A 22,412-nucleotide genomic window follows, 5' to 3' on the forward strand; every position below is an offset into this window, starting at 1 on the left:
ATGGGCGTAGATATAAACACCATTTTTCAAATTGCAGGGATAGGAATCGTCGTTGCATTCCTTCACACAATTTTAGATCAAATGGGCAAGAAGGAGTATGCACAATGGGTCACATTAATTGGCTTCATCTATATTTTGTTTATGGTGGCATCAATTGTAGATGATTTATTTAAAAAGATTAAATCAGTCTTTCTTTTTCAAGGGTAAGGGGGGCGATTTTTATCGAGATCATACAAATTGTCGGACTAGGATTAATTGCAACCTTTCTTGCCCTTATCGTAAAGGAGCAAAAACCTACTTTTGCATTTATGCTTGTTGTATTTGTGGGATGTGTGATTTTTCTTTTTTTAATTGATCAAGTGTATGAAATTGTCCGAATGGTTGAACGGATTGCTCTGAATGCAAATGTAAATTTGATTTATGTTGAAACAATCCTAAAAATAATCGGCATCGCTTATATAGCAGAGTTTGGTGCGCAAATTACAAAAGACGCAGGACAAGGTGCCATTGCTTCTAAGATTGAATTAGGTGGGAAAATTCTAATTCTTACTATGGCTATCCCCATTTTAACGGTTATTATTGAGACGGTTCTAGGGATGATACCAGGAACATAATCCATTCTTAACAAGAAGAAAGGCTGAATGAAGAGAGAAAGAAGCTGAATAAGTTGGAGGTGTGTGAATGCGGCAAATACTTACTTTCGTATTCTTTGTTTCTATTTTTCTAGTAGTCCCGATAAATGTACAAGCCTCCACGACTCCACAGCAAACATCAGAAGAAGCCAATTCGGATTTGGAAATAAATGCCGAGAGCTTTGTTAATGAACAGGTTGAAAATCTTGAAATCACAGATATCAAAACCTATTGGGATGAGGTCATGACAAAATACGGAGGATTTTTACCCGAAAGTCAAAAAGGTAGTCTTCTTCAATTCCTAAATGGTGAAAAAGAACTTTCTTTTCAAGAATGGATAAAAGCTTTTTTGAAATTTATGTTTCATGAATTAATAGCGAATGGAAAATTACTGGGCACACTTATTTTGCTAACAATTTTTAGTATGCTTTTGCAGTTATTGCAAAATGCCTTCAATCAAAGCGCTGTAAGCAAAGTGGCATATGCTTTGGTTTATATGGTATTAATCATTATTGCCCTAAATAGTTTTCATGTGGCCATTGAGTATACAAATGAAGCGATCCATGCAATGACGAACTTTATTTTGGCACTGATTCCACTTTTATTAGCACTAATGGCTTCTTCCGGTGGACTAGCCTCTGCAGCATTTTTTCATCCTGTCATCATTTTTCTTATGAATACAAGCGGCCTATTGATTCAGAATGTTGTGTTGCCGCTATTATTTTTATCTGCCCTTTTGAATATCGTAAGCACACTAACAGATCAATACAAAGTCACCCAGCTTGCTAACTTGTTAAGGAATATAAGTATCGGTTTATTAGCCTCCTTTCTTACGATTTTTCTAGGTGTCATATCTGTCCAGGGAGCCTCGGCGGCTGTAACAGACGGAATTACGATCCGAACGGCAAAATTTATTACGGGGAATTTTATTCCTGTCCTAGGAAGAATGTTTACAGATGCTACGGACACAGTCATAAGTGCATCTGTTTTATTGAAAAACACAGTTGGCGTACTTGGAGTAGCGGTACTGTTGTTTATCGTCGCTTTCCCTGCGATTAAAGTATTATCTCTTGCATTAATCTATAAGTTTGCAGCAGCAATTCTACAACCACTTGGCGGGGGACCTGTCATTTCCTGTTTAGACATCATTAGTAAAAGTGTCATTTATATATTTGCTGCATTGGCTATTGTGTCGTTAATGTTTTTCTTAAGTTTAACAGTTATTATCGCTGCCAGTAATTTAACAATCATGATGCGTTAAAAGGGAGGAGATAAAATGTCGTTTCTAACAGAATGGATAACCAATATCATTGTTTTTATTTTACTGGCCGTTGTTATCGACCTTTTATTACCGAATTCCTCTATGCAAAAATACGCAAAAATGGTCATTAGTTTACTGTTAATCATTGTCATTATCAATCCGATTTTTAAAATTTTTTCAACAGATATGAATGACGTACTAGCGGAATTCAATCTTCAAGCGGCTTCAGAGGATGAAAACGGAAAAAATTTAATAGAATTTCAGAAAAAAGAAATACAAGCCTCACAACGTGCATATATTTTAGAACAAATGGCTGTCCAAATGAAAACGATGGCAGAAGAGGAGCTGGTGCAAAAATATGATGTGATGATTGAATCAATCCTTCTTTCCGAATCAGAAAATGTAGGAGACATTGCCTCTCAAAAGGATTTGCAACATATTCAGGTAATCTTAAAACCAAAAGAAGCAACAGAAGTAGCAGGGGATGGAACAGTGGAAGTTATTGAGCCGGTCAATATTGATGCATCTAAAGACATAACAAAAAATGAATCTGTAGATAACATTCATACAGAAGTAATCGCAGCATCGTTAGCAAAAATTTGGGAAGTCGAAGAAGAAAAAATCACATTGGATCTGGAAAGGGGGGAGGAGTCATTAAATGAGCAATAAAGAAAGCTTTATAGATAAACTTAAAGCAATTCTTGGTCAGTCAAACTCGAAGAAACCATCAAAATATCATTATTTTATTCTAGTGTTTGTTCTAGGAGTTGCCTTTATGCTAGTAAGCAATCTTTTTACAAGCAGTCCGGAACAATCACAGAACTCAATACAAACATCCGCTAATACCTCAGCAAATGAAGAAACTGAGGTATTTAAACAGACAAATGGTGATAAGACTGACTCCATCTCTGATTATGAAGCTGAATATGAGAATCAATTAAAGGAAGTGCTAGAAACAATATCAGGGGTTGGTGAGGTACATGTCGTTGTAAATGTGGATTCCACCTCAAAGAAGATTGTTGAGAAAAACACCGTCACGCAGAGCCAAACAACTACAGAGACAGATCGTGAAGGTGGTAAACGTGAAGTAGAGGATTCTTCAACAGATGAACAAGTTGTCATTATCCAAGATGGTGAAAAAGAGGCACCCATTGTCATTCAAACAAAAAAGCCTGAGATTCGCGGTGTCTTAGTCGTTGCCGGTGGTGCTGACAACATTCACATAAAAAAGACCATTGTAGAATCGGTTACGAGAGTGTTGGGAGTACCCAGCCACCGAGTAGCTGTAGCATCGAAAAAAATGAAGGAGGATGAATAGATGATGTTGAAAAAGCAAACGGTTTGGCTATTAACAATGCTAAGTTTAGTGGTGGTATTATCTGTATATTATGTTACTTCTCCGGAGGGTGGATCCAGTAATGTTGTTATGACTGGTGACGATCAAAAAGTGAGTGAAAATGCAAAAACTGAGGATGGTCAGGAGGTAGCGAAAGAAGAGGGGACAGAAGCTGAAAATGCTGAAGCTACTGAAACAACAGAAGAATCAGAAGCAACAGAAGAATCCCAAGCAACTGACACAGATGAAACATCAGAAAAAACTGAAGGTACTGAAGCTGGTGAAGAAGGTGAAGTACAAACTGAAGAGTTAGAAGATGGAACTGTTATCTCAAGCTCCAGTGTTTCAAGTGATGAATTATTTACTGAACTTCGTTTGCAATTAGATGATCAACGAAATGAGTTAAAAGAGCAATTACAAACGATCGTTGCAAGTAATGATGCATCTGCAACAGAGAAAAGCGACGCTTATGATGAAATGGAAGCATTGAATGATGCAGCAAGAAAGGAAATGCTTCTTGAAACATTAATTAAATCAAAAGGATTTGACGATGCACTTGTTCGTGCGGATGGGAATAATGTGAAAATTACTGTAAAAGCAAAAGAACATAATGCATCTTCAGCTAACCAAATCATGACACTTGTAAGAGATGAAATGGAAAATATGGAAGATGTTATTGTAACTTTCGAGCCTGCTCAATAAAGATGGTATAATAGGAAGGGTCAATCCATAAAGGGTTGATCCTTTTCCTGTTCTATCCATATTCTTCAAATTTTTATGAGAAAAGATCATCCAATAAGAAAAATATTCTCGCTCCTTCAGTAGAATTGCTCATAAATGGGAAGAATTAATGTTGAATTTCTTCTATTATGTATCGTAAGATGGTATTATGGGACTAAGTTTTAGTACTAGATTATAAAATAAAAGATCATGAGTTTTACCATGGTCACATGAATTAAAGGGGTGCTTAAGCATGCTAAAGATCCAGGAAATCAGAGAAATTATTAAATTAATTGATCATTCCTCTATTAATGAATTTACATTTGAACAAGATGGTTCAAAAATAAAAATGAAAAAACAAACAAATGAGGTTGAAACAGTCGTACGTAATGTAGTGGCTGCTCCACCAGCTGAAGCTGTCCATGTGCAGCAAGAAACACAAGCAGCACCTGCACAACCAGCAACACTTGAGGTTGCCGCACCGATAGAGGAGTCTAAAGCAGACACCGCAAATTTACATAAAATTACGTCTCCAATGGTTGGGACATTCTATGCAGCTTCATCTCCTGAGGCAGGAAATTATGTTGAAGTTGGCTCTAAAGTTACAAATGATTCTGTTGTTTGTATCGTAGAAGCGATGAAACTTTTTAATGAAATCGAAGCAGAAGTAAAAGGTGAGATTGTTGAAATACTCGCAGAAAATGGACAACTTGTTGAGTATGGTCAACCTCTATTCCTTGTAAAGCCTGAGTAAGGAGCTAAAATGATGATTAAGAAATTATTAATAGCCAATCGAGGCGAGATTGCTGTTCGAATAATCCGAGCATGTAAAGAGCTTGATATTGAAACAGTTGCTGTTTTTTCAGAAGCGGACAGAGAAGCCCTGCATGTACAGTTAGCTGACGAAGCTTATTGTATTGGTCCAACAGCTTCAAAAGACAGCTATTTAAACTTTACGAATATTATTAGCGTAGCTAAGCTAACGGGAAGTGATGCGATACACCCGGGATACGGCTTTTTAGCAGAAAATGCCGACTTTGCTGAGCTTTGTAAAGAATGTAATATTATCTTCGTAGGTCCTAGTGCTGACGCAATTTCGAAAATGGGAACAAAAGATGTTGCAAGGGAAACGATGCGCCAAGCCGGTGTTCCGATTGTCCCGGGCTCAAAAGGAATTATTGAGAACATTAATGATGCGAAAAAATTAGCCAACGATATGGGATATCCTGTTATAATTAAAGCAACTGCTGGCGGAGGAGGTAAAGGTATCCGTGTTGCTCAAGACGAGCAGGCACTTATAAAAGGAATCGAAATCACCCAGCAAGAGGCAGCAACTGCGTTTGGAAATCCTGGAGTATATATTGAAAAATACATTGAAGATTTCCGTCACGTAGAAATTCAGGTGTTAGCTGATACCCATGGTAATACAATACATCTAGGTGAACGTGATTGTTCAATTCAACGTAGACTTCAAAAATTAATAGAAGAAACTCCATCACCAGCTCTTGACGAAGATATTCGTTCGCAAATGGGAGAAGCGGCAGTTAAGGCAGCTGAAGCAGTTCAATATACTGGTGCAGGAACAGTTGAATTCATTTTTGACCATGTAAATAAGAAGTATTATTTTATGGAAATGAATACTCGTATCCAAGTTGAACATCCAGTAACTGAAATGGTAACGGGCATAGACTTAATAAAAGAACAAATTAAAGTAGCTTCCGGTGAGAAATTGTCTGTATCACAAGATGAAGTAACATTTAATGGCTGGTCTATTGAGTGTCGTATTAATGCAGAAAATCCAGAAAAGAACTTCATGCCGTCTCCAGGCAGAATTGAGATGTACTTACCTCCGGGAGGTTTGGGTGTAAGAGTGGATTCAGCAGCATATCCCGGATATTCAATTCCGCCATATTATGATTCAATGATTGCAAAGCTAATAACATATGGTGCTACCAGAGAAGAAGCAATCTCTCGAATGAAACGTGCATTAAGTGAATTTGTGATAGAAGGTGTATCTACTACAATTCCATTCCATTTGAGACTTCTTGATCACGAAAAATTTGTTAGCGGAGAGTTTAATACAAAATTTTTAGAACTGCATAAAGTGATGGAATCATAAAAATACACGGAGGTGCGATTCTTGAAAGAGACAAATAATGTGTTAGAAATGAATCCTGAGAATAATGGTTTAGGTAAAGTTGAAATTGCTCCGGAAGTCATTGAAGTGATAGCAGGTATTGCTGCTTCTGAAATTGAAGGTGTTGCTTCAATGCGAGGTAATTTTGCAGCAGGGGTTGTAGAGCGTTTAGGAAAGAAAAACCATGGTAAAGGTGTAAAAGTTGATTTAACTGACGTAGGAATCATTATCGACGTATATTGTGTAATGATCTTTGGTGTATCCATTCCGACTGTTGCTCAAAAAATTCAAGATAATATTCGTCAAGCATTATTGAATATGACAGCATTAGAAGTGAACGAAGTGAATATTCACGTTGTGGGTGTTCAATTTGAAACTAAAACTCAAGATGTTGAAGTAGATCAAGAAATGTAATGAAGAAACCAAGTTTCAAAAAAGCCAAGGGTTATACCTTTGGTTTCTTTTTTTGTGTAAGATCAGATAGTATAAGAAAAACTAAGGCGTTCGACATAAGGACTTGGCGATTAGCCAAGTTTTTCTAATCGTCTAGGAAATTATGTGGATAAGGGCGCGACATCCAGCTCCAGCGCCTAGCCACAAAGGAATTGAAGACAAAGAACGTCTTCTATTGCTTTGCGTCTTATTTGCCCTAGGCTGATCAAGGCGCTTGCGCTTTTGTTCTTACATAGTATTTAGTTAAATTGGTTTATAGTATAGTTATCACTGGTTATATTGTTAATAGGATATATTTAAACAACGAATGTTTATTTGGATAAAAGCCTTTTCATTCGGGATATAACAAAAAACATATGAAATTACGAATGAATCTGCTAGTTAGATATGGTATGATCACTTTATGACATTCGACATTTTTAAACATTAAAGGAGCAAGTATAGAATGAAGCGTAGAACAGCAAGGGAAAAGGCCCTGCAGGCACTATTTCAAGTAAATGTTAGCCAAACAGACCCAAATGAAGCAATTGAGCATGCGTTGGAAGAGGAACGATCAGACGCGTTTTTGAACCAGCTCGTTTTCGGAACAATAGAACATCAAAAGGAGTTGGATGAGCTCATTGCTCCACACCTTGTTAACTGGACAATTGAGCGTTTAGCAAATATCGATAAAACGATATTACGTATGGCTGCATATGAACTGAAATTTGCAGAAGATGTTCCTGCAAATGTAGCGATTGATGAAGCTGTTGAATTAGCAAAGGCATTTGGTGATGACCATTCAAGTAAGTTTGTTAATGGTGTACTTTCTAAAATTAAACAAAATCTAGAGAGATAACTTTAGGAGGAATTAGGAATGGCTGCAACAATCATTGATGGTAAAGAATTATCAAAAACAAAAAGAAGTGAGCTGGCGGTAGAGGTAGAACAAATTAAGTCAAGGGGATTACTGCCGAAGCTCGTTGTTATTTTAGTAGGAGATAACCCTGCATCTGTTTCTTACATCAGAGGAAAGCAAAAAGCTGCTGAAGAAATCGGTGTCGGATTTAAATTGGAACATTTCCCTGAGTCTCTAAGTGAAAATGAACTTCTTGATGTTATTGAGAGCTATAATAACAATAATGAATATCACGGGATTTTAGTTCAACTTCCATTACCGGGACATATTAATGAAACAGCTGTTGTAGAAAAAATATCACCTCTAAAAGATGTTGACGGCTTCCACCCAATCAATATCGGTAGAATGATGACTGGACAAGATACATTTTTACCATGCACACCTGCAGGTATTGTTGAAATGATCAAATCAGTAGGTGTTGAAATAGCCGGAAAAAATGTGGTAGTAGTTGGAAGAAGTAATATTGTCGGTAAACCGGTAGGTCAATTACTATTAAACGAACATGCAACAGTTACTTATTGCCATTCAAAAACAAAAGATTTAACTTCTTATACAAAAGAAGCGGATATTTTGGTTGCAGCTGTTGGACGAGCTAATTTTATTAAGGGGAACCAAATCAAACCTGGTGCAGTCGTGATTGATGTTGGTGTAAATCGATTAGATACTGGGAAATTGGTTGGGGATGTAGTATTTGATGAGGCGAAGGAAGTGGCTAGTTTCTTAACACCTGTTCCAGGGGGAGTAGGCCCAATGACGATCACAATGCTTGCCCATAACACTGTACAATCAGCAAAAAATTCCTTGGAAAGCAAATAAGCCTTCTATTAATTAAGAAAGTTTTGGGCGGAATGAGGCTTAGCATTCTGTCCTTAACTTTTTTTAGGATCTATATGATTGGAAAGGAGGCAAATATATGAGTGAACCCAGGTATGTGACAGTTACAGCACTTACAAAATATATAAAACGTAAGTTTGATGTTGATCCTCATCTGACTGATATATGGATTAAAGGAGAAATTTCAAATTTCAATCTACATAGTCGGGGACATATGTACTTTACGCTAAAGGATGAAAAAGCAAGAATCCAAGCTGTGATGTTTGCTGGAGCTAATAAATCCTTGAAATTTAAGCCTGAAAACGGCATGAAGGTTCTATTACGTGGTGAAATCACTGTATATGAACAAAGTGGCGGATATCAAGTATATGTTAAAGAGATGCAGCCCGATGGGATCGGCAGTCTTTATTTGGCTTATGAAGAATTAAAGAAAAAGCTTCAACTAGAAGGTCTTTTTGAAGAGAAATATAAAAAACCAATACCAAGATATCCTAATGAAGTCGGGGTTATCACTTCACCAACCGGAGCGGCGATTCGAGATATTTTAACAACAATAAATAGAAGATATCCAATGGCTAAGGTCATATTAATTCCAGCGCTTGTTCAAGGTGTTCAAGCAGGTCCGTCCGTTGCTAAGGCAATAAAAATGGCAAACCGATTAGGAACCCTAGATGTATTAATTGTTGGTCGTGGTGGAGGATCAATTGAGGAATTATGGGCATTTAATGAAGAAATAGTTGCTCGTGAGATATTCTCTTCACAAGTGCCGATCATTTCAGCAGTTGGACATGAAACAGATTTTACAATTGCAGATTTTGTAGCCGATTTACGTGCACCCACACCTACTGGTGCTGCAGAGATGGCTGTTCCACATTCTACAGAATTGTTGGAAAGAATTTTAGAACGAAAAAACCGATTAACAAGAGCAATGACAGAAAAATTGAGTACACAAAAGGAAAAGCTGAATCATTATAGAACATCCTATGCGTTTCGATATCCTAAACAGCTTTATTTGCAAAAGGAACAACAGCTTGACAACATAATTGATCGATTGCATAAAGAAGGAGAAAGAGTGATCCTTCGTAAAAAAGAAACGTATACATATGTTAAAAACCGACTTGAAAAAGTTCATCCAAAGGATCAGGTAAAACGCTCGAATGAAGCATATGAGACTTTGTTAAGAAAGCTTAACAGGGAAATGTCATCAATCATCACACATAAACATTCGCAATTTCATGCTACAATTGATAAACTAAATGCATTAAGTCCGTTAAAAATTATGGACCGCGGGTATAGCCTGGTTTACCAAGAAGATAAGCTGATCAAAAGCGTAAATCAAATTTCTAAAGGTCAAGTATTAAAGGTGCAATTAAAAGATGGACAACTTGATTGTGAAGTTCAGGGAATAGAGGAGCGTAAGATTCATGAGTAATGAAAAACAAAGTAAAGATGAAGAATTATCATTCGAACAGGCCATGCAACAGCTCGAGGAGATTGTTGGAAAGCTTGAAGAAGGTGATGTTCCGTTAGAAAAAGCAATCGAATATTTTCAAAATGGTATGGAACTTTCCAAGCTTTGTCATGATAAGCTGCAGCATGTTGAAAAACAGATGGATTATATATTGCGTGAAGATGGTGAATTAAAGCCGTTTGAGCTTCAGGAGGAAGAAAAATCGTGAATATAAATGTGAACGATTTTCTAATCTCTCGTAAAAAGAAAATTGAAGAAGCTTTGCCGCTATTTATTAGCGATTTATCTACTCCTCAATCAATTAAAGAATCAATGCTTTATTCATTAAAAGCAGGTGGGAAGCGCTTACGACCAGCGCTGGTCTTGGCTTTACTTCATACGTATAAAAAGCCTGAGGACATAGGAATTGCGACTGCCTGTGCAATTGAAATGATTCATACATACTCATTAGTACATGATGACTTACCTTGTATGGATGATGATGATTTGAGAAGAGGAAAGCCGACTAATCATAAAGTATTCGGAGAAGCAGTTGCCGTTTTAGCAGGTGATGGTTTATTAACACAGAGTTTTTCTCTGATCGTTGATGATCCAGCTATAAAAGCTGAGAATAAGTTAAGACTAGTATCTGAACTTGTTAAAGCAGCTGGTGCAGAAGGAATGGTTGGCGGACAAGTTGCAGATATGGAAGGTGAAGCAAAAAGTCTAAGCCTTGAGGAACTTCAATATATCCATGAAAATAAAACGGCTAAATTATTAGGCTTTAGTATACTTGCTGGAGCAATATTAGCAGAAGCCCCAGAAGAAGATATTGAAAAACTAAGAGAATTTTCTTATCATATTGGAATTGCGTTCCAAATTAGAGATGATATTTTGGATATTGAGGGCAGTCAAGATAAGCTTGGGAAGCCTGTAGGATCAGATACGCTTAATGAAAAAACAACATATCCTTCTATTCTTTCTATGCAGGGGGCTAAAGAAAAACTTCAAGATCATATTAAGCAAGCGAAAGAATTGCTTCAGCACCTATCAACAAAAACCGAATTATTGGAACAGTTTTGTGATTTAATTGCCAAAAGAGATCATTAATTTATGATTAACATCTAACCGTTTTCCATTTGGAGACGGTTTTTTATTAGTTGTTTCTTTACCTGTAATGACGGGTAAACCATATATGAAAAGTTGTATAGAAAATCATGATTATGATAGCGTCCCAGGTAATGTTATGCATAAAACATTGTAATTAGTGCTTTTTTATGGTAAGTTTTTTTTGCTTACTAAAAGTCATCATAAACAATTGTTTTTAAAAATATTTTAACCTTGGTGATTTATACGTTAAAATAGATAGATAAGAATATAATAGAACTAAAGTATATAGTAGAGAAGTAAACTGAATTGAAAGTGAGTGATCCATTTGGATCTTCTATCCATTAAAGACCCAAGCTTTTTGAAAAAATTATCAAATAATGAACTTGAACAATTAAGTGCGGACATTCGAAAATTTCTTATAGAAAAATTATCTGGAACAGGTGGACATATTGGTCCTAACCTGGGTGTCGTTGAATTAACTATTGCACTTCATAAAGTATTTAACAGTCCAAAAGACAAATTTATTTGGGATGTTGGTCATCAATCATATGTACATAAAATCCTAACCGGACGAGCTGGTGATTTTGATACATTACGTCAATATAAAGGGTTATCGGGTTTTCCGAAGCGTGATGAAAGTCCTCATGATGTATGGGAAACCGGTCATAGCTCTACATCATTATCCGCTGCAATGGGGATGGTTATAGCAAGAGATATTAAACAAACAAAAGAGCATATTATCCCGATTATCGGAGACGGAGCATTAACAGGCGGTATGGCACTTGAAGCTCTCAACCACATAGGACATGAACAAAAGGATGTTATTGTGGTCCTCAATGATAATGAAATGTCTATAGCGCCGAATGTCGGTGCTCTCCATAATGTGCTTGGCAGACTTAGAACAGCAGGGAAGTATCATTGGGTAAAAGATGAGCTCGAATACCTTTTGAAAAGGATTCCAGCCGTTGGAGGAAAGCTTGCTTCAACAGCTGAGCGTGTAAAAGACAGTTTAAAATATATGCTTGTCTCTGGAATCTTTTTTGAAGAATTAGGGTTTACTTATTTAGGTCCTGTAGATGGTCATAATTATGATAATTTATTTGAAAATCTTCAATACGCAAAAAAAACATCAGGACCCGTACTACTTCATGTTATTACGAAAAAAGGAAAAGGATATAAGCCTGCTGAGTCTGATACAATCGGAACTTGGCATGGAACAGGTCCTTACAAAATTGAAACAGGTGATTTTGTAAAACCTAAGGTCATTGGGCCTGCTTGGAGTAAGTTAGTAAGTGATACCGTTCAAAAAGTTGCACGTGAAGATAAACGTGTAGTGGCCATTACACCGGCAATGCCTGTTGGATCTAAACTTGAAGCTTTCGCAGAAGAATTCCCGGATCGAATGTTCGATGTCGGAATTGCCGAGCAGCATGCTACAACAATGGCTGCAGGTTTAGCAACGCAAAATATGAAGCCGTTTTTAGCGATATATTCGACCTTCCTTCAAAGGGCATATGATCAAGTGCTTCATGATATTTGCCGCCAAAATTTAAATGTATTTATTGGTATCGACCGTTCAGGACTTGTAGGTGCTGATGGAGAAACACATCAGGGTGTATTTGATATTGCCTTCTTAAGACATTTACCGAATATGGTCATAATGATGGCAAAAGATGAAAACGAAGGACAACATTTAGTAAATACTGCATTAAAATATGAGGATGGACCAATTGCGCTTCGATATGCAAGAGGAAACGGTATTGGAGTACCTATGGATGAAGATCTTAAAGTGATACCGATTGGTACGTGGGAAGTGTTAAAAGAAGGTCGAGATGCTGTTATCCTTACATTTGGAACAACCATTGAGATGGCGATGGAAGCAGCAGATAAATTAGCTGAACAAGGAAAATCTATCCGGGTAGTGAATGCTCGTTTTATTAAACCTTTAGATGAAAAAATGCTTCATAAAGTATTCGCGGAAAAGATTCCGATCCTAACCATTGAAGAAGCCGTATTACAAGGAGGATTTGGAAGTTCAATCCTTGAATTTGCACAAGAGCATAATTACACTCAAACAATTATTTCTCGTATTGGAATTCCTGACAAATTTATTGAACATGGAAGTGTATCAAAATTACTTGAAGAAATAGGAATGACAACAGAGCAGGTAGTAGACAAATTGATGACATTGTTACCTGAACAAGAGAAAAGAGTTTTACGATCATGAGTAATAAAAAGGAAAGACTAGATATCCTTCTAGTTGAAAATGGATTATTTGAAACAAGAGAAAAAGCAAAACGTGCTATTATGGCAGGTGTAGTATACGGTAATGAAGAGCGGCTTGATAAGCCTGGTGAAAAAGTATCTCGGGATTTAGTGCTAACAGTTAAAGGACAAACTCTTCCATACGTTAGTCGCGGAGGATTAAAATTAGAAAAAGCAATAAATGAATTTAATGTTAATGTTCAAGATAAAATTATGATAGATATCGGATCTTCTACAGGAGGATTTACAGACTGCGCTCTTCAGAATGGAGCAAAACTGTCGTATGCACTTGATGTTGGCTATAATCAACTAGCATGGAAACTACGTCAAGATGATCGTGTAGTTGTAATGGAAAGAACAAACTTTCGTTACGTAACACCTTCTGATTTTCAAGAAGGAATGCCGGAATTTGCATCAATTGATGTTTCCTTTATATCATTACGATTAATTTTCCCTGTTCTAAAAACAATTCTTTGTCCTGAGAGTGATGTAGTTGCTTTAATTAAGCCACAATTCGAGGCAGGGAGAGAGTTTGTTGGAAAAAAAGGGATTGTCCGAGATCCTTCAGTACATGAATTTGTCTTAAAAGAAATGTTGGCTTTTGTATTGAAGCAAGGATACGATGTTCATAATCTTTCTTACTCACCTATTACAGGCGGGGATGGCAATATCGAGTTTCTTCTTCACTTAAGTTGGGAAGGAAGCCAAGCGGAAGGAACGAATTATCTTGAAAAAACAGAAAGACAAATTGTCGATGAGGCACATTTAATATTAAAAGAAAAAAAACAAACTGAAAAACAGGAGTAGCAGGTTCGCTATTTCCTGTTTTTTTGATGAAAGAATAGTCTGTATATTCATGCAAAACTTAGGTTAAGTCTTACATCCATTATCTTTCATTTGTTTAATTTTATGCACTTTTTCAGTGTGCGTTTGAATAAATCTGTACAATTAAAGGGATTTAATATAAGATAAAAGGTATAAACATACAGAGATAATTGATTCGCAGCAACGAAAAAAGGGGTGCCTTAGATGAATAAAGGACAAAGACATATAAAAATACGTGAAATTATCACGAATAATGATATTGAAACACAAGATGAATTAGTTGATTTATTAAAAGGAATGGGCTTTAATGTTACACAAGCCACTGTTTCTCGAGATATAAAAGAGCTTCACTTGGTGAAGGTTCCGATGTTGGATGGCCGTTATAAGTATAGTTTACCAGCAGATCAGCGTTTTAATCCTTTACAAAAGTTGAAAAGGGCGCTAATGGATGCTTTTGTGAAAATTGATTCCGCAGGACATATGCTTGTCATGAAAACACTGCCAGGTAACGCCAATGCTATCGGTGCATTAATTGATAATCTTGATTGGGATGAAGTACTAGGTACAATTTGTGGTGATGATACGATTCTGATTATATGTAGAACACCGCTTGATACCGAGAACATTACACAGCGATTTTTAGATATGCTTTAATTAAAAGAATAAATATAAGAGGTGGATTCTGTTTGTTAGCGGAATTATCAATAAAAAACTTTGCTATTATTGAATCTTTGACTGTTTCCTTTGAAAAAGGTTTAACTGTTTTAACAGGTGAAACAGGGGCAGGTAAATCAATTATAATAGATGCGATTCATTTATTGGCTGGAGCACGGGGCTCTTCTGAATTTGTGCGATATGGTGAAAAACGGGCAGAGTTAGAAGCGCTTTTTCTATTAGATGAGGATCAACACCCGGTTTATGAACGTTGTGAAGAATTTGGCATTGATATGAGTGACGGTATGATTATTCTCCGTAGAGATATGAGTTCCTCAGGAAAAAGTATTTGTCGTATAAATGGAAAGCTCGTGACTATAGCAGTATTAAGAGAGATAGGTCAGTTATTAGTTGATATCCATGGACAACATGATAACCAGGAGCTAATGAATGAGGAAAATCACTTATCATTGTTAGATCAATATAGTGGTAAAGAAGTCAAAAGTGCTCTTATTGCTTATTTAGAGCTTTATCAACGTTACGATGGGTTAAAAAGAAAAATTATTCAGCTTTCGGAAAATGAACAAGAGATGGCTCATCGCCTTGATTTGCTTCAATTTCAACTTGAAGAAATTGAAAATGCTGAATTACAACCTAAAGAAGATGAGCTGCTTCAGGAAGAGAAGCATCAAATTTCAAATTATGAAAAAATCTATGATTCATTAAACAACAGTTACAATTCATTGCATGGTGAGCAAAGAGGGTTGGACTGGGTTGGCCTAGCGATGAGCCATCTTGAAAATGTAAGTCATATAAATATAAAATTAAAAGAATTATCCGAGACAATTTCAAATGCGTTTTATATGATAGAAGATCTCTCATATGAAGTTCGGAATGAATTAGACTCATTGGAATTTGACCCGGAGAGATTAAACTATGTTGAAAGTCGTTTAAATGAAATTAATCATTTAAAACGTAAATATGGACAATCAGTTGAAGAGATTTTAACCTACTCTGCGAAAATCGAAGAAGAAATTGATACAATTCAAAACAAAGATAGTCATTTAACCAAATTGCAAAAAGAACTTGAATCAGTGCTGGAAGACCTTTCTGTTGAAGCAAAAAACATTTCAGCTATACGCAAGAAACACGCGAAGGTATTAATTAATGAAATACATCAAGAATTAAAAGAACTGTATATGGAAAAAACAAGCTTTGATGTAAATATTGATGAGAGGCGTACACCGTCACATGAGTTAAAATATAGTTCTAACGGTGTCGATGAAATCGAATTTTATATATCAACAAATCCGGGGGAACCGCTTAAACCACTTAGTAAAACAGCATCAGGTGGAGAGCTTTCAAGAATTATGCTTGCGATGAAAAGTATTTTCTCCCAACACCAAGGGATTACTTCAATTATATTCGATGAAGTAGATACAGGTGTAAGCGGGCGGGTTGCCCAAGCAATAGCGGAAAAAATTTATCGTGTCTCAAGTGGTTCACAAGTATTATGTATTACACACTTACCGCAAGTTGCAGCAATGGCAGATACCCACTTATATATCGCAAAAGAAACAAAAGCCGGTAGAACAAAAACAAGTGTAAAACCTTTAAATGAAGAAGAAAAAATTAAAGAAATTGGTCGTATGATTGCAGGTGTTGAAGTGACTGAATTATCTAAAGAACATGCTAAAGAACTTCTTTCTCTTGCACACACGGCAAAACGATAAATTGAGGCTACCATACTTTATATGGTAGCTTTTTTATCGTCCAAGAAAATATAAAATTGTGGATAAGGGTGCGACATCCAGCTCCAGCGCCTAGCCCCTCAGGTCATAAGCCAATTTAGAAATGAAGGCAAAGAACACCTTCTATTCTAAATCGTCTTATGCTTGTCGGGGCTGATCAAGGCGCTTGCGCTCTTAAAGTAACTACCAAGATTAACATTGCCAACACGGCAAAAGACTATACGATGGGAACGGATTTTGCCAAATTTTAAAATCTTCAAGAGGATATACGTAAAATCCTGCTAAAACATGCAACAAATCCTTCATTTTTCTAGTTATTCAAGTTATAAATAAGCTTCCAAAAGGCTACATTAAAACTGTAGCCATAAAGACTTTATGGTGTGGGTTAGGAGCGAGGAGAGTGAAGGTTTTTGCAGACAGATAAAATGAGAAAATTAGTTGGTGTACTTCTCCTTGTGTTAGTAATGAGTTTAGGTTTTATAAAAGAAGTTCAAGAATATGTAAAGATGCCAAAAACGGTAACAGTATTTCAGTCTCAAACAATGAGTGTTGACAATTCTTTACCTGTAAATGCTAATCAACCTTCTGAGGAAGCATTTACTGTTCAAAAAAATAATGATGGTAAAACACTTGATATACATGGGAAACAAGCAGGTGAAGGTGAAGTTGTTTTTGATCTTGCAGGCTTTCCTGTGAAAAAAGCCGGTGTAAAGGTTTTACCTGATTTTAAGGTTATACCTGGTGGGCAGTCAATAGGTGTAAAACTAAATACTCTTGGCGTATTGGTGGTAGGCCACCATCAAATTGATACAACTGACGGTAAAAAATCTCCCGGTGAACTAGCAGGTGTTGAAATAGGAGACATTATTACTCATATTAATGGAAAAAAAATTGAACAGATGAGTGATGTTACTCCGTTTATTCAAAAAGCTGGAAAAACTGGAGAACCTCTTGACTTAGTTTTAAACAGGGAACAAGTAGAAGTAAAGACCAAATTGTATCCTCTTAAAGACGAACATGATCATTCCTATCGTATTGGATTATATATTCGAGATTCTGCAGCTGGAATTGGAACAATGACATTTTATGACCCTAAGTCGAAAAAATACGGTGCATTAGGACATGTTATATCTGATATGGATACGAAAAAACCGATTGTTGTTGACAATGGACAAATTGTTCGTTCTACAGTTACCTCAATTGAAAAAGGAAGCAATGGTAATCCTGGTGAGAAATTAGCAAGATTTTCAAGTGATCGTCAAGTAATTGGGAATATTACGAGAAACAGTCCTTTTGGAATTTTTGGTGAATTAAATCAGGGTATTAATAATGGTGTAATGGATAAAGCGATGCCTATTGCCTTATCAAATGAAGTGAAAGAAGGACCGGCTAAAATTTTAACTGTAGTAGATCAAGACAAAGTTGAGGAATTTGAAGTTGAAGTAGTTAGTTCTGTTCCTCAAAAATTCCCGGCAACAAAAGGAATGGTTATAAAGATTACCGATCAACGACTACTTGATAAAACAGGTGGCATTGTTCAAGGAATGAGCGGTAGTCCTATTATCCAAAACGGTAAAGTAATAGGAGCCGTGACACATGTTTTTGTTAACGATCCAACTTCAGGATATGGAGTTCATATAGAATGGATGTTAAATGAAGCAGGTATAGATATATATGGAAATCAAGAACAAAAAGCGAGCTAAACTCTTACTGTCAAGAAATTTAATTTCTTGACAGTTTTTTTTTTTTTTTTTTTTTTCTTTTTGCACTCCCTAATTTAACCTTTTCATTTTTGACAAATTTATGTACAATAAAAGAGAAAGATTTTTCGACAAAACCATGTGTTTAGTTAATTGTCAAATGATGCAATAAGTCGAAAAACGAAGTAAAATGAAGAAAATCGTAGTTTACCTCCATTTTTTAAAGTTTTTTTGAAAAAATAAAGGGTTTTTTATAGGATTGTCGAAATTATTTATTATGTAATCATATGTAAAGATATCAGACATATTGGCAAATCAACACTGAGGAGGAAGTTTTTGTGGGAAAAATAAAAGTTTGTATAGTTGATGATAACCGAGAGCTTGTAGGTTTATTGGAGGAGTATCTTTCAAGTCAGGATGATATTGAAGTTCTTGGTGTAGCATATAATGGTCAAGAATGTTTAACAATGTTAAAAGATAAAGATCCCGATGTATTAGTATTAGATATTATTATGCCTCACTTAGACGGTTTAGGTGTTTTAGAAAAACTTAGACAAATGGATCGTCCCCAACCGAATGTTATCATGCTAACAGCATTTGGCCAGGAGGATGTAACAAAGAAAGCTGTTGATTTAGGGGCTGCTTACTTTATTTTAAAACCATTTGATATGGAAGGGCTGGCAAGTCACATCCGTCAAGTCAGTGGAAATGCAGCACCAATTATAAAGCGATCAAGTTCATCCATTAGAACAAGTGAACCTCAATCTAAAGGGAAAAACTTAGATGCAAGTATTACAAGTATTATCCATGAAATTGGAGTTCCTGCACATATTAAAGGGTATTTATATTTACGTGAAGCTATTTCTATGGTTTACAATGATATTGAATTATTAGGTTCAATTACAAAAGTATTGTATCCGGACATTGCGAAAAAATATAATACAACTGCATCCAGAGTGGAGCGTGCCATTCGCCATGCAATTGAGGTAGCATGGAGCCGAGGTAACATCGAATCAATCTCATCTCTTTTTGGTTACACGGTAAGCATGACAAAAGCAAAACCAACAAATTCAGAGTTTATTGCAATGGTAGCTGATAAACTTCGTTTGGAACATAAAGCAAGCTAATCTCGCAAATCAAGCGGTTGAAGTTAATTGTACATGTGTCCGATAAATACATTTTTAGTACTAACTAATTAAAGGTCTCCTATTAATCGAAGGATTGAGGAATAAGGAGGCCTTTTTGTTTTTTTTTTAAAAAAAAAAGAGTGAATCTAATCACTCTCCGGCAACCTTCCAAACATAAAGGTCTTCTATATTACAATTTAGTGCTTTTGAGATTGTCATTGCATTGTTCAAGTTCATGACTTTTTTGTCTAAATAGCCATGTAATTGTTCCAGTGGAATGTTTGTATTTGCCGCCAAAACATCAAGCTCAGTGTTACTTTTGGTTAAAAGTGCTTTTAAATTACTTTTCTTTGCTTTATATGCTGCCAAATTTGACACCTCGCTTCTAGTCAAGCATAGCACAATACAAAATAAATTGAAACTTTTATATGGGGTATTTACATTTTTTGTAATTTATTAAACCTAACCCCATTTTATAACCTGACCGGAATGAGAAAGACCACCACCAAAGCCGTAGAGTAATAATGTATCTCCAACTTTAATTTGTCCTTCTTTAATTCCTAAATCTAAAGATAATGGGATTGAAGCTGCTGATGTATTTCCGTAATTGACCATACTGTAAATAGTCTTTTCTATACTAAATCCGCTTTTCTCACAGATGGATTCGATCATTCTTAAATTCGCACTATGTGGAATAAACCAATCTATATCGTCTATTGTCAGGTTTGTTGTTGAAAGCAGGGTATTCATATACTTAGGGACAGTTGTAACAGCCCATTTATATACTTCTCTGCCATTTTGGACAAGTTGTCTTTTATGTTCAAGATTTTGTTGAAACATAGTATGTGATAAGTTTGTACTATAAAGGTGAATCGCTTTTTCTCCTTCGGAATGAACAGAAGAGGCAAGGAAATGCCCATTTTGATCTTCTTCAACAAGTACTACCCCTGCACCATCTCCAAATAAGATGCAAGTGGTCCGATCAGAAAAATCTGTCATTTTTGAGATGGTTTCTGCCCCAATGACAAGAACCTTTTTATGAATTCCACTAGTAATTAATGCATTTGCCATATGAAGTCCATAGGTAAAACCAGCACAAGCTGCATTTAAATCAATTGCTCCTGCATTTTGAATGCCTAATTTTCCTTGTATATAGGAAGCTACACTTGGTGTTTGATAATCCGGTGAAATGGTACTTACAATTATAAAATCAACATCACTAATTTCTTTGTTATAGCGTATGATTAAATCTTCTATTGCCTTCATACAAAGATCACTTGTAAATTCATTTTCTGCTGCGAATCTTCGCTCTTTAATGCCTGTTCTCTTTGTTATCCACTCATCATTTGTATCGATCATTTTTTCGAAATCATGGTTCGTTATCACTCGTTCAGGTACATAAGATCCAATAGCTGTTATTCGAGCATTTGAAAACATTTGATTCACCTCATCGGGGTTTTAATAACCTTATCATAACATCTATTTCTATTACTTGGTACTAATTTAGATATTAATTGTTGTCATAAAGGAAAAGATGATATGTACGGAGAATGTTATAAAGGGAAAAAAATGAGGAAGGAGTGTATAGCAAACCCCTTACTTTTATTAGAAAAATAAGGGGTTTGCAGGATTATTTCTTTTCTTCTTCGCTTTTGTTAAGTTCAGCAAGCTTTGAAATAAGGATATGCTGTGGCATATGCATAATTTGTTCGAGAGGAACATTGAGTGATTTGGCCAGCTTCTGAGCTGTCTCAGCAGAAATTTGCAATGGTTTCATAAGATCAACCTCCTACATTTATTTTACATGAAAAGAAGGTGTATTCAAGATGACATTAATTTTTGGACATCGGGGAGCAGCTGGTACTTACCCTGAAAATACGATGACATCGTTTATTGCAGCTTATCAGGCTGGGGCAGATGGTATTGAGTTAGATGTTCAAATGACAAAAGACGGTGAACTTGTTGTTATTCACGATGAGACAGTTGATCGAACGACAGATGGGTCCGGTTTTGTTGGGGAGTTGTTATTATCTGACATTTTAAAGTTAGACGCAAGCTATACTTTTTCACAATATACTGGACAAGTCAAAATTCCTACTCTTGAGGAAGTATTAAAATGGGTAGCGACTCTTCCTTCATTTTTAATCAATATCGAATTAAAGAATGGAATAATTGAATATCCTATGATTGAGGAAAGAACGATTGAACTAGTTCAAAAATTTAATCTTGAAAAACGGACGATTATATCCTCTTTTAATCATTATAGCTTAGTGAAATGTGCGGAGCTTACAGGTGAGATCGAAACGGCTATATTGTATATGGAGAGGCTATATAAGCCTTGGGAATACGTGAAGGAGGTTGGTGCTTCAGGGGTGCACCCGCATTATTACGCTGTAAACCGGGAAATCATTGAGAATTCTAAACTTCATCAAGTTTCCGTAAGACCGTTTACAGTCAATGAAGAGAAGATAATGATCGATTTAATGAAAAATGAGTGTACCGCTTTTATTACGGACTTTCCCGAAAGGGCTATCGAGCAGAGAAAAAATACAAACAAAAAGAGTGATCCAATTTAGGTTCACTCTTTTTGTTTTATTGCTTAGGAAAACTATAAAATTCTTTGTACTGTGGATAAGTCTCGGAATCCAGCTCCATCGCCTAGCCCCTCGAGGTCATAAGCCAACTTAGAATGGAAGGCAAAGAACGCCTTCCATTCTGAATCGTCTTATTTGCCCTAGGCTGATCAAGGCGCTTGCGCTTTTGTTCTTGAAATTCTATTTCTGGACTCTGCTGAATTTTTTTTGAACCTTATTTCGTTTTCGATCTCTGTAAAAAATAAATCCTGCGACAAATGAAAGACCGCCAAGAAAAAATAGTAGTCCTATTAAAAACTGTACCCATAAAAAGGGGATAGGAGGCTGAAGAATTCCAAATGTCATATCACGCATAAGTTTAATACCGTAAGCAGCAATTAATCCTGGAATAACCATAATAATTAGAGCAATGATTCTTGACATAAAGCAGGCGTCCTTTCTTCTATACGATAAGAAATTATATATATTTTATGGATGATAGTATAAGGAAACTGAGGCTTTCTCCAATTAGAACTTGGCAACAAGCTAAGTTTCTCAAACTATAAATAATTGTCTGTTTCTTCTCCTTGTTTGTCAAGTAGCATTCTTATGCGATATGATAAAGGTGTGCAAAAAATTGCAAATGTTTGAATTTAAGAGTACGGTCATTCCGATGTGTACAAAGG

The 22,412-nt window shown here is 36.0% G+C and carries 25 protein-coding genes; 21 read left to right on the plus strand and 4 right to left on the minus strand.

Annotation, left to right across the window (positions count from 1 at the left end; all coding sequences use genetic code 11):
- The 20 genes from spoIIIAC (at position 1) to spo0A (ending at position 19,153) form a co-directional block, all read left to right on the plus strand.
- Complete coding sequence (spoIIIAC, locus tag BK577_RS09350; protein WP_026558844.1) at positions 1-207, plus strand: stage III sporulation protein AC; 207 nt, start codon at positions 1-3, stop codon at positions 205-207.
- A gap of 8 nt (positions 208-215) precedes the next feature.
- Positions 216-614: a stage III sporulation protein AD gene (gene spoIIIAD / locus BK577_RS09355; RefSeq protein ID WP_026558845.1), complete on the plus strand. Its 399-nt coding sequence runs from the start codon at positions 216-218 to the stop codon at positions 612-614.
- 67 nt (positions 615-681) lie between these two features.
- Entirely contained in the window at positions 682-1,893 is a 1,212-nt protein-coding gene (gene spoIIIAE / locus BK577_RS09360) for a stage III sporulation protein AE (RefSeq protein ID WP_078432641.1), read from the plus strand.
- Between the two features lie 15 nt (positions 1,894-1,908).
- Entirely contained in the window at positions 1,909-2,562 is a 654-nt protein-coding gene (spoIIIAF, locus tag BK577_RS09365) for a stage III sporulation protein AF (RefSeq protein WP_078432642.1), read from the plus strand.
- Positions 2,552-3,211: a stage III sporulation protein AG gene (gene spoIIIAG, locus BK577_RS09370; RefSeq protein WP_078432643.1), complete on the plus strand. Its 660-nt coding sequence runs from the start codon at positions 2,552-2,554 to the stop codon at positions 3,209-3,211. The genes spoIIIAF and spoIIIAG overlap by 11 nt, the downstream gene beginning before the upstream one ends.
- Complete coding sequence (locus tag BK577_RS09375) at positions 3,212-3,931, plus strand: SpoIIIAH-like family protein (protein ID WP_078432644.1); 720 nt, start codon at positions 3,212-3,214, stop codon at positions 3,929-3,931.
- A gap of 271 nt (positions 3,932-4,202) precedes the next feature.
- Positions 4,203-4,703, plus strand: a complete 501-nt coding sequence (accB, locus tag BK577_RS09380; RefSeq protein WP_078432645.1) for an acetyl-CoA carboxylase biotin carboxyl carrier protein — start codon at positions 4,203-4,205, stop codon at positions 4,701-4,703.
- A gap of 12 nt (positions 4,704-4,715) precedes the next feature.
- Positions 4,716-6,068, plus strand: a complete 1,353-nt coding sequence (accC, locus tag BK577_RS09385) for an acetyl-CoA carboxylase biotin carboxylase subunit (RefSeq protein ID WP_078432646.1) — start codon at positions 4,716-4,718, stop codon at positions 6,066-6,068.
- Between the two features lie 48 nt (positions 6,069-6,116).
- A complete protein-coding gene (locus BK577_RS09390; RefSeq protein WP_078433519.1) occupies positions 6,117-6,500 on the plus strand; it encodes an Asp23/Gls24 family envelope stress response protein in 384 nt (127 codons plus the stop codon).
- 484 nt (positions 6,501-6,984) lie between these two features.
- Positions 6,985-7,377 (plus strand): transcription antitermination factor NusB, encoded by a 393-nt coding sequence (nusB, locus tag BK577_RS09395; RefSeq protein ID WP_078432647.1) that lies wholly within the window; start codon positions 6,985-6,987, stop codon positions 7,375-7,377.
- Between the two features lie 18 nt (positions 7,378-7,395).
- A complete protein-coding gene (locus tag BK577_RS09400) occupies positions 7,396-8,253 on the plus strand; it encodes a bifunctional 5,10-methylenetetrahydrofolate dehydrogenase/5,10-methenyltetrahydrofolate cyclohydrolase (protein ID WP_078432648.1) in 858 nt (285 codons plus the stop codon).
- Between the two features lie 97 nt (positions 8,254-8,350).
- Positions 8,351-9,703: an exodeoxyribonuclease VII large subunit gene (xseA, locus tag BK577_RS09405; protein ID WP_078432649.1), complete on the plus strand. Its 1,353-nt coding sequence runs from the start codon at positions 8,351-8,353 to the stop codon at positions 9,701-9,703.
- Positions 9,696-9,950 (plus strand): exodeoxyribonuclease VII small subunit, encoded by a 255-nt coding sequence (locus tag BK577_RS09410; protein WP_026558856.1) that lies wholly within the window; start codon positions 9,696-9,698, stop codon positions 9,948-9,950. The genes xseA and BK577_RS09410 overlap by 8 nt, the downstream gene beginning before the upstream one ends.
- Positions 9,947-10,831, plus strand: coding sequence for a polyprenyl synthetase family protein (locus BK577_RS09415; protein ID WP_078432650.1), 885 nt, complete (start codon positions 9,947-9,949; stop codon positions 10,829-10,831). The genes BK577_RS09410 and BK577_RS09415 overlap by 4 nt, the downstream gene beginning before the upstream one ends.
- Positions 10,832-11,156: 325 nt before the next feature.
- Complete coding sequence (dxs, locus tag BK577_RS09420; RefSeq protein WP_078432651.1) at positions 11,157-13,058, plus strand: 1-deoxy-D-xylulose-5-phosphate synthase; 1,902 nt, start codon at positions 11,157-11,159, stop codon at positions 13,056-13,058.
- Positions 13,055-13,903 (plus strand): TlyA family RNA methyltransferase, encoded by an 849-nt coding sequence (locus BK577_RS09425; RefSeq protein ID WP_078432652.1) that lies wholly within the window; start codon positions 13,055-13,057, stop codon positions 13,901-13,903. Before dxs ends, BK577_RS09425 begins: the two co-directional genes overlap by 4 nt.
- Positions 13,904-14,125: 222 nt before the next feature.
- Positions 14,126-14,575, plus strand: coding sequence for a transcriptional regulator AhrC/ArgR (gene ahrC / locus BK577_RS09430; RefSeq protein WP_026558860.1), 450 nt, complete (start codon positions 14,126-14,128; stop codon positions 14,573-14,575).
- 32 nt (positions 14,576-14,607) lie between these two features.
- The gene (gene recN / locus BK577_RS09435; RefSeq protein WP_078432653.1) at positions 14,608-16,308 is read left to right on the plus strand and encodes a DNA repair protein RecN; all 1,701 of its coding nucleotides are present in this window, start codon (positions 14,608-14,610) and stop codon (positions 16,306-16,308) included.
- Positions 16,309-16,751: 443 nt separating this feature from the next.
- Positions 16,752-18,029, plus strand: a complete 1,278-nt coding sequence (spoIVB, locus tag BK577_RS09440) for a SpoIVB peptidase (RefSeq protein WP_078433520.1) — start codon at positions 16,752-16,754, stop codon at positions 18,027-18,029.
- Positions 18,030-18,364: 335 nt separating this feature from the next.
- Entirely contained in the window at positions 18,365-19,153 is a 789-nt protein-coding gene (gene spo0A, locus BK577_RS09445) for a sporulation transcription factor Spo0A (RefSeq protein ID WP_078432654.1), read from the plus strand.
- Positions 19,154-19,303: 150 nt separating this feature from the next.
- Here spo0A and BK577_RS09450 read toward each other — a convergent pair whose 3' ends face one another.
- From BK577_RS09450 to BK577_RS09460, 3 genes are all read right to left on the minus strand, one after another.
- Positions 19,304-19,522: a helix-turn-helix domain-containing protein gene (locus tag BK577_RS09450; protein ID WP_169908181.1), complete on the minus strand. Its 219-nt coding sequence runs from the start codon at positions 19,520-19,522 to the stop codon at positions 19,304-19,306.
- A 93-nt stretch (positions 19,523-19,615) separates the two neighbouring features.
- A complete protein-coding gene (locus BK577_RS09455) occupies positions 19,616-20,590 on the minus strand; it encodes a ketoacyl-ACP synthase III (protein WP_078432656.1) in 975 nt (324 codons plus the stop codon).
- Positions 20,591-20,783: 193 nt separating this feature from the next.
- The gene (locus BK577_RS09460; protein WP_078432657.1) at positions 20,784-20,930 is read right to left on the minus strand and encodes a YycC family protein; all 147 of its coding nucleotides are present in this window, start codon (positions 20,928-20,930) and stop codon (positions 20,784-20,786) included.
- 49 nt (positions 20,931-20,979) lie between these two features.
- Here BK577_RS09460 and BK577_RS09465 point away from each other — a divergent pair, with 49 nt between their 5' ends.
- Positions 20,980-21,729, plus strand: coding sequence for a glycerophosphodiester phosphodiesterase (locus BK577_RS09465; protein ID WP_078432658.1), 750 nt, complete (start codon positions 20,980-20,982; stop codon positions 21,727-21,729).
- 198 nt (positions 21,730-21,927) lie between these two features.
- Here the strand turns inward: BK577_RS09465 and BK577_RS09470 are convergent, their stop codons facing one another.
- Positions 21,928-22,170, minus strand: coding sequence for a DUF2627 domain-containing protein (locus BK577_RS09470; RefSeq protein ID WP_078432659.1), 243 nt, complete (start codon positions 22,168-22,170; stop codon positions 21,928-21,930).
- Positions 22,171-22,412: the final 242 nt, after the last annotated feature.

It is taken from the genome of Metabacillus halosaccharovorans, assembly GCF_002019635.1.
GTDB classification, from domain to species: domain Bacteria; phylum Bacillota; class Bacilli; order Bacillales; family Bacillaceae; genus Metabacillus; species Metabacillus halosaccharovorans.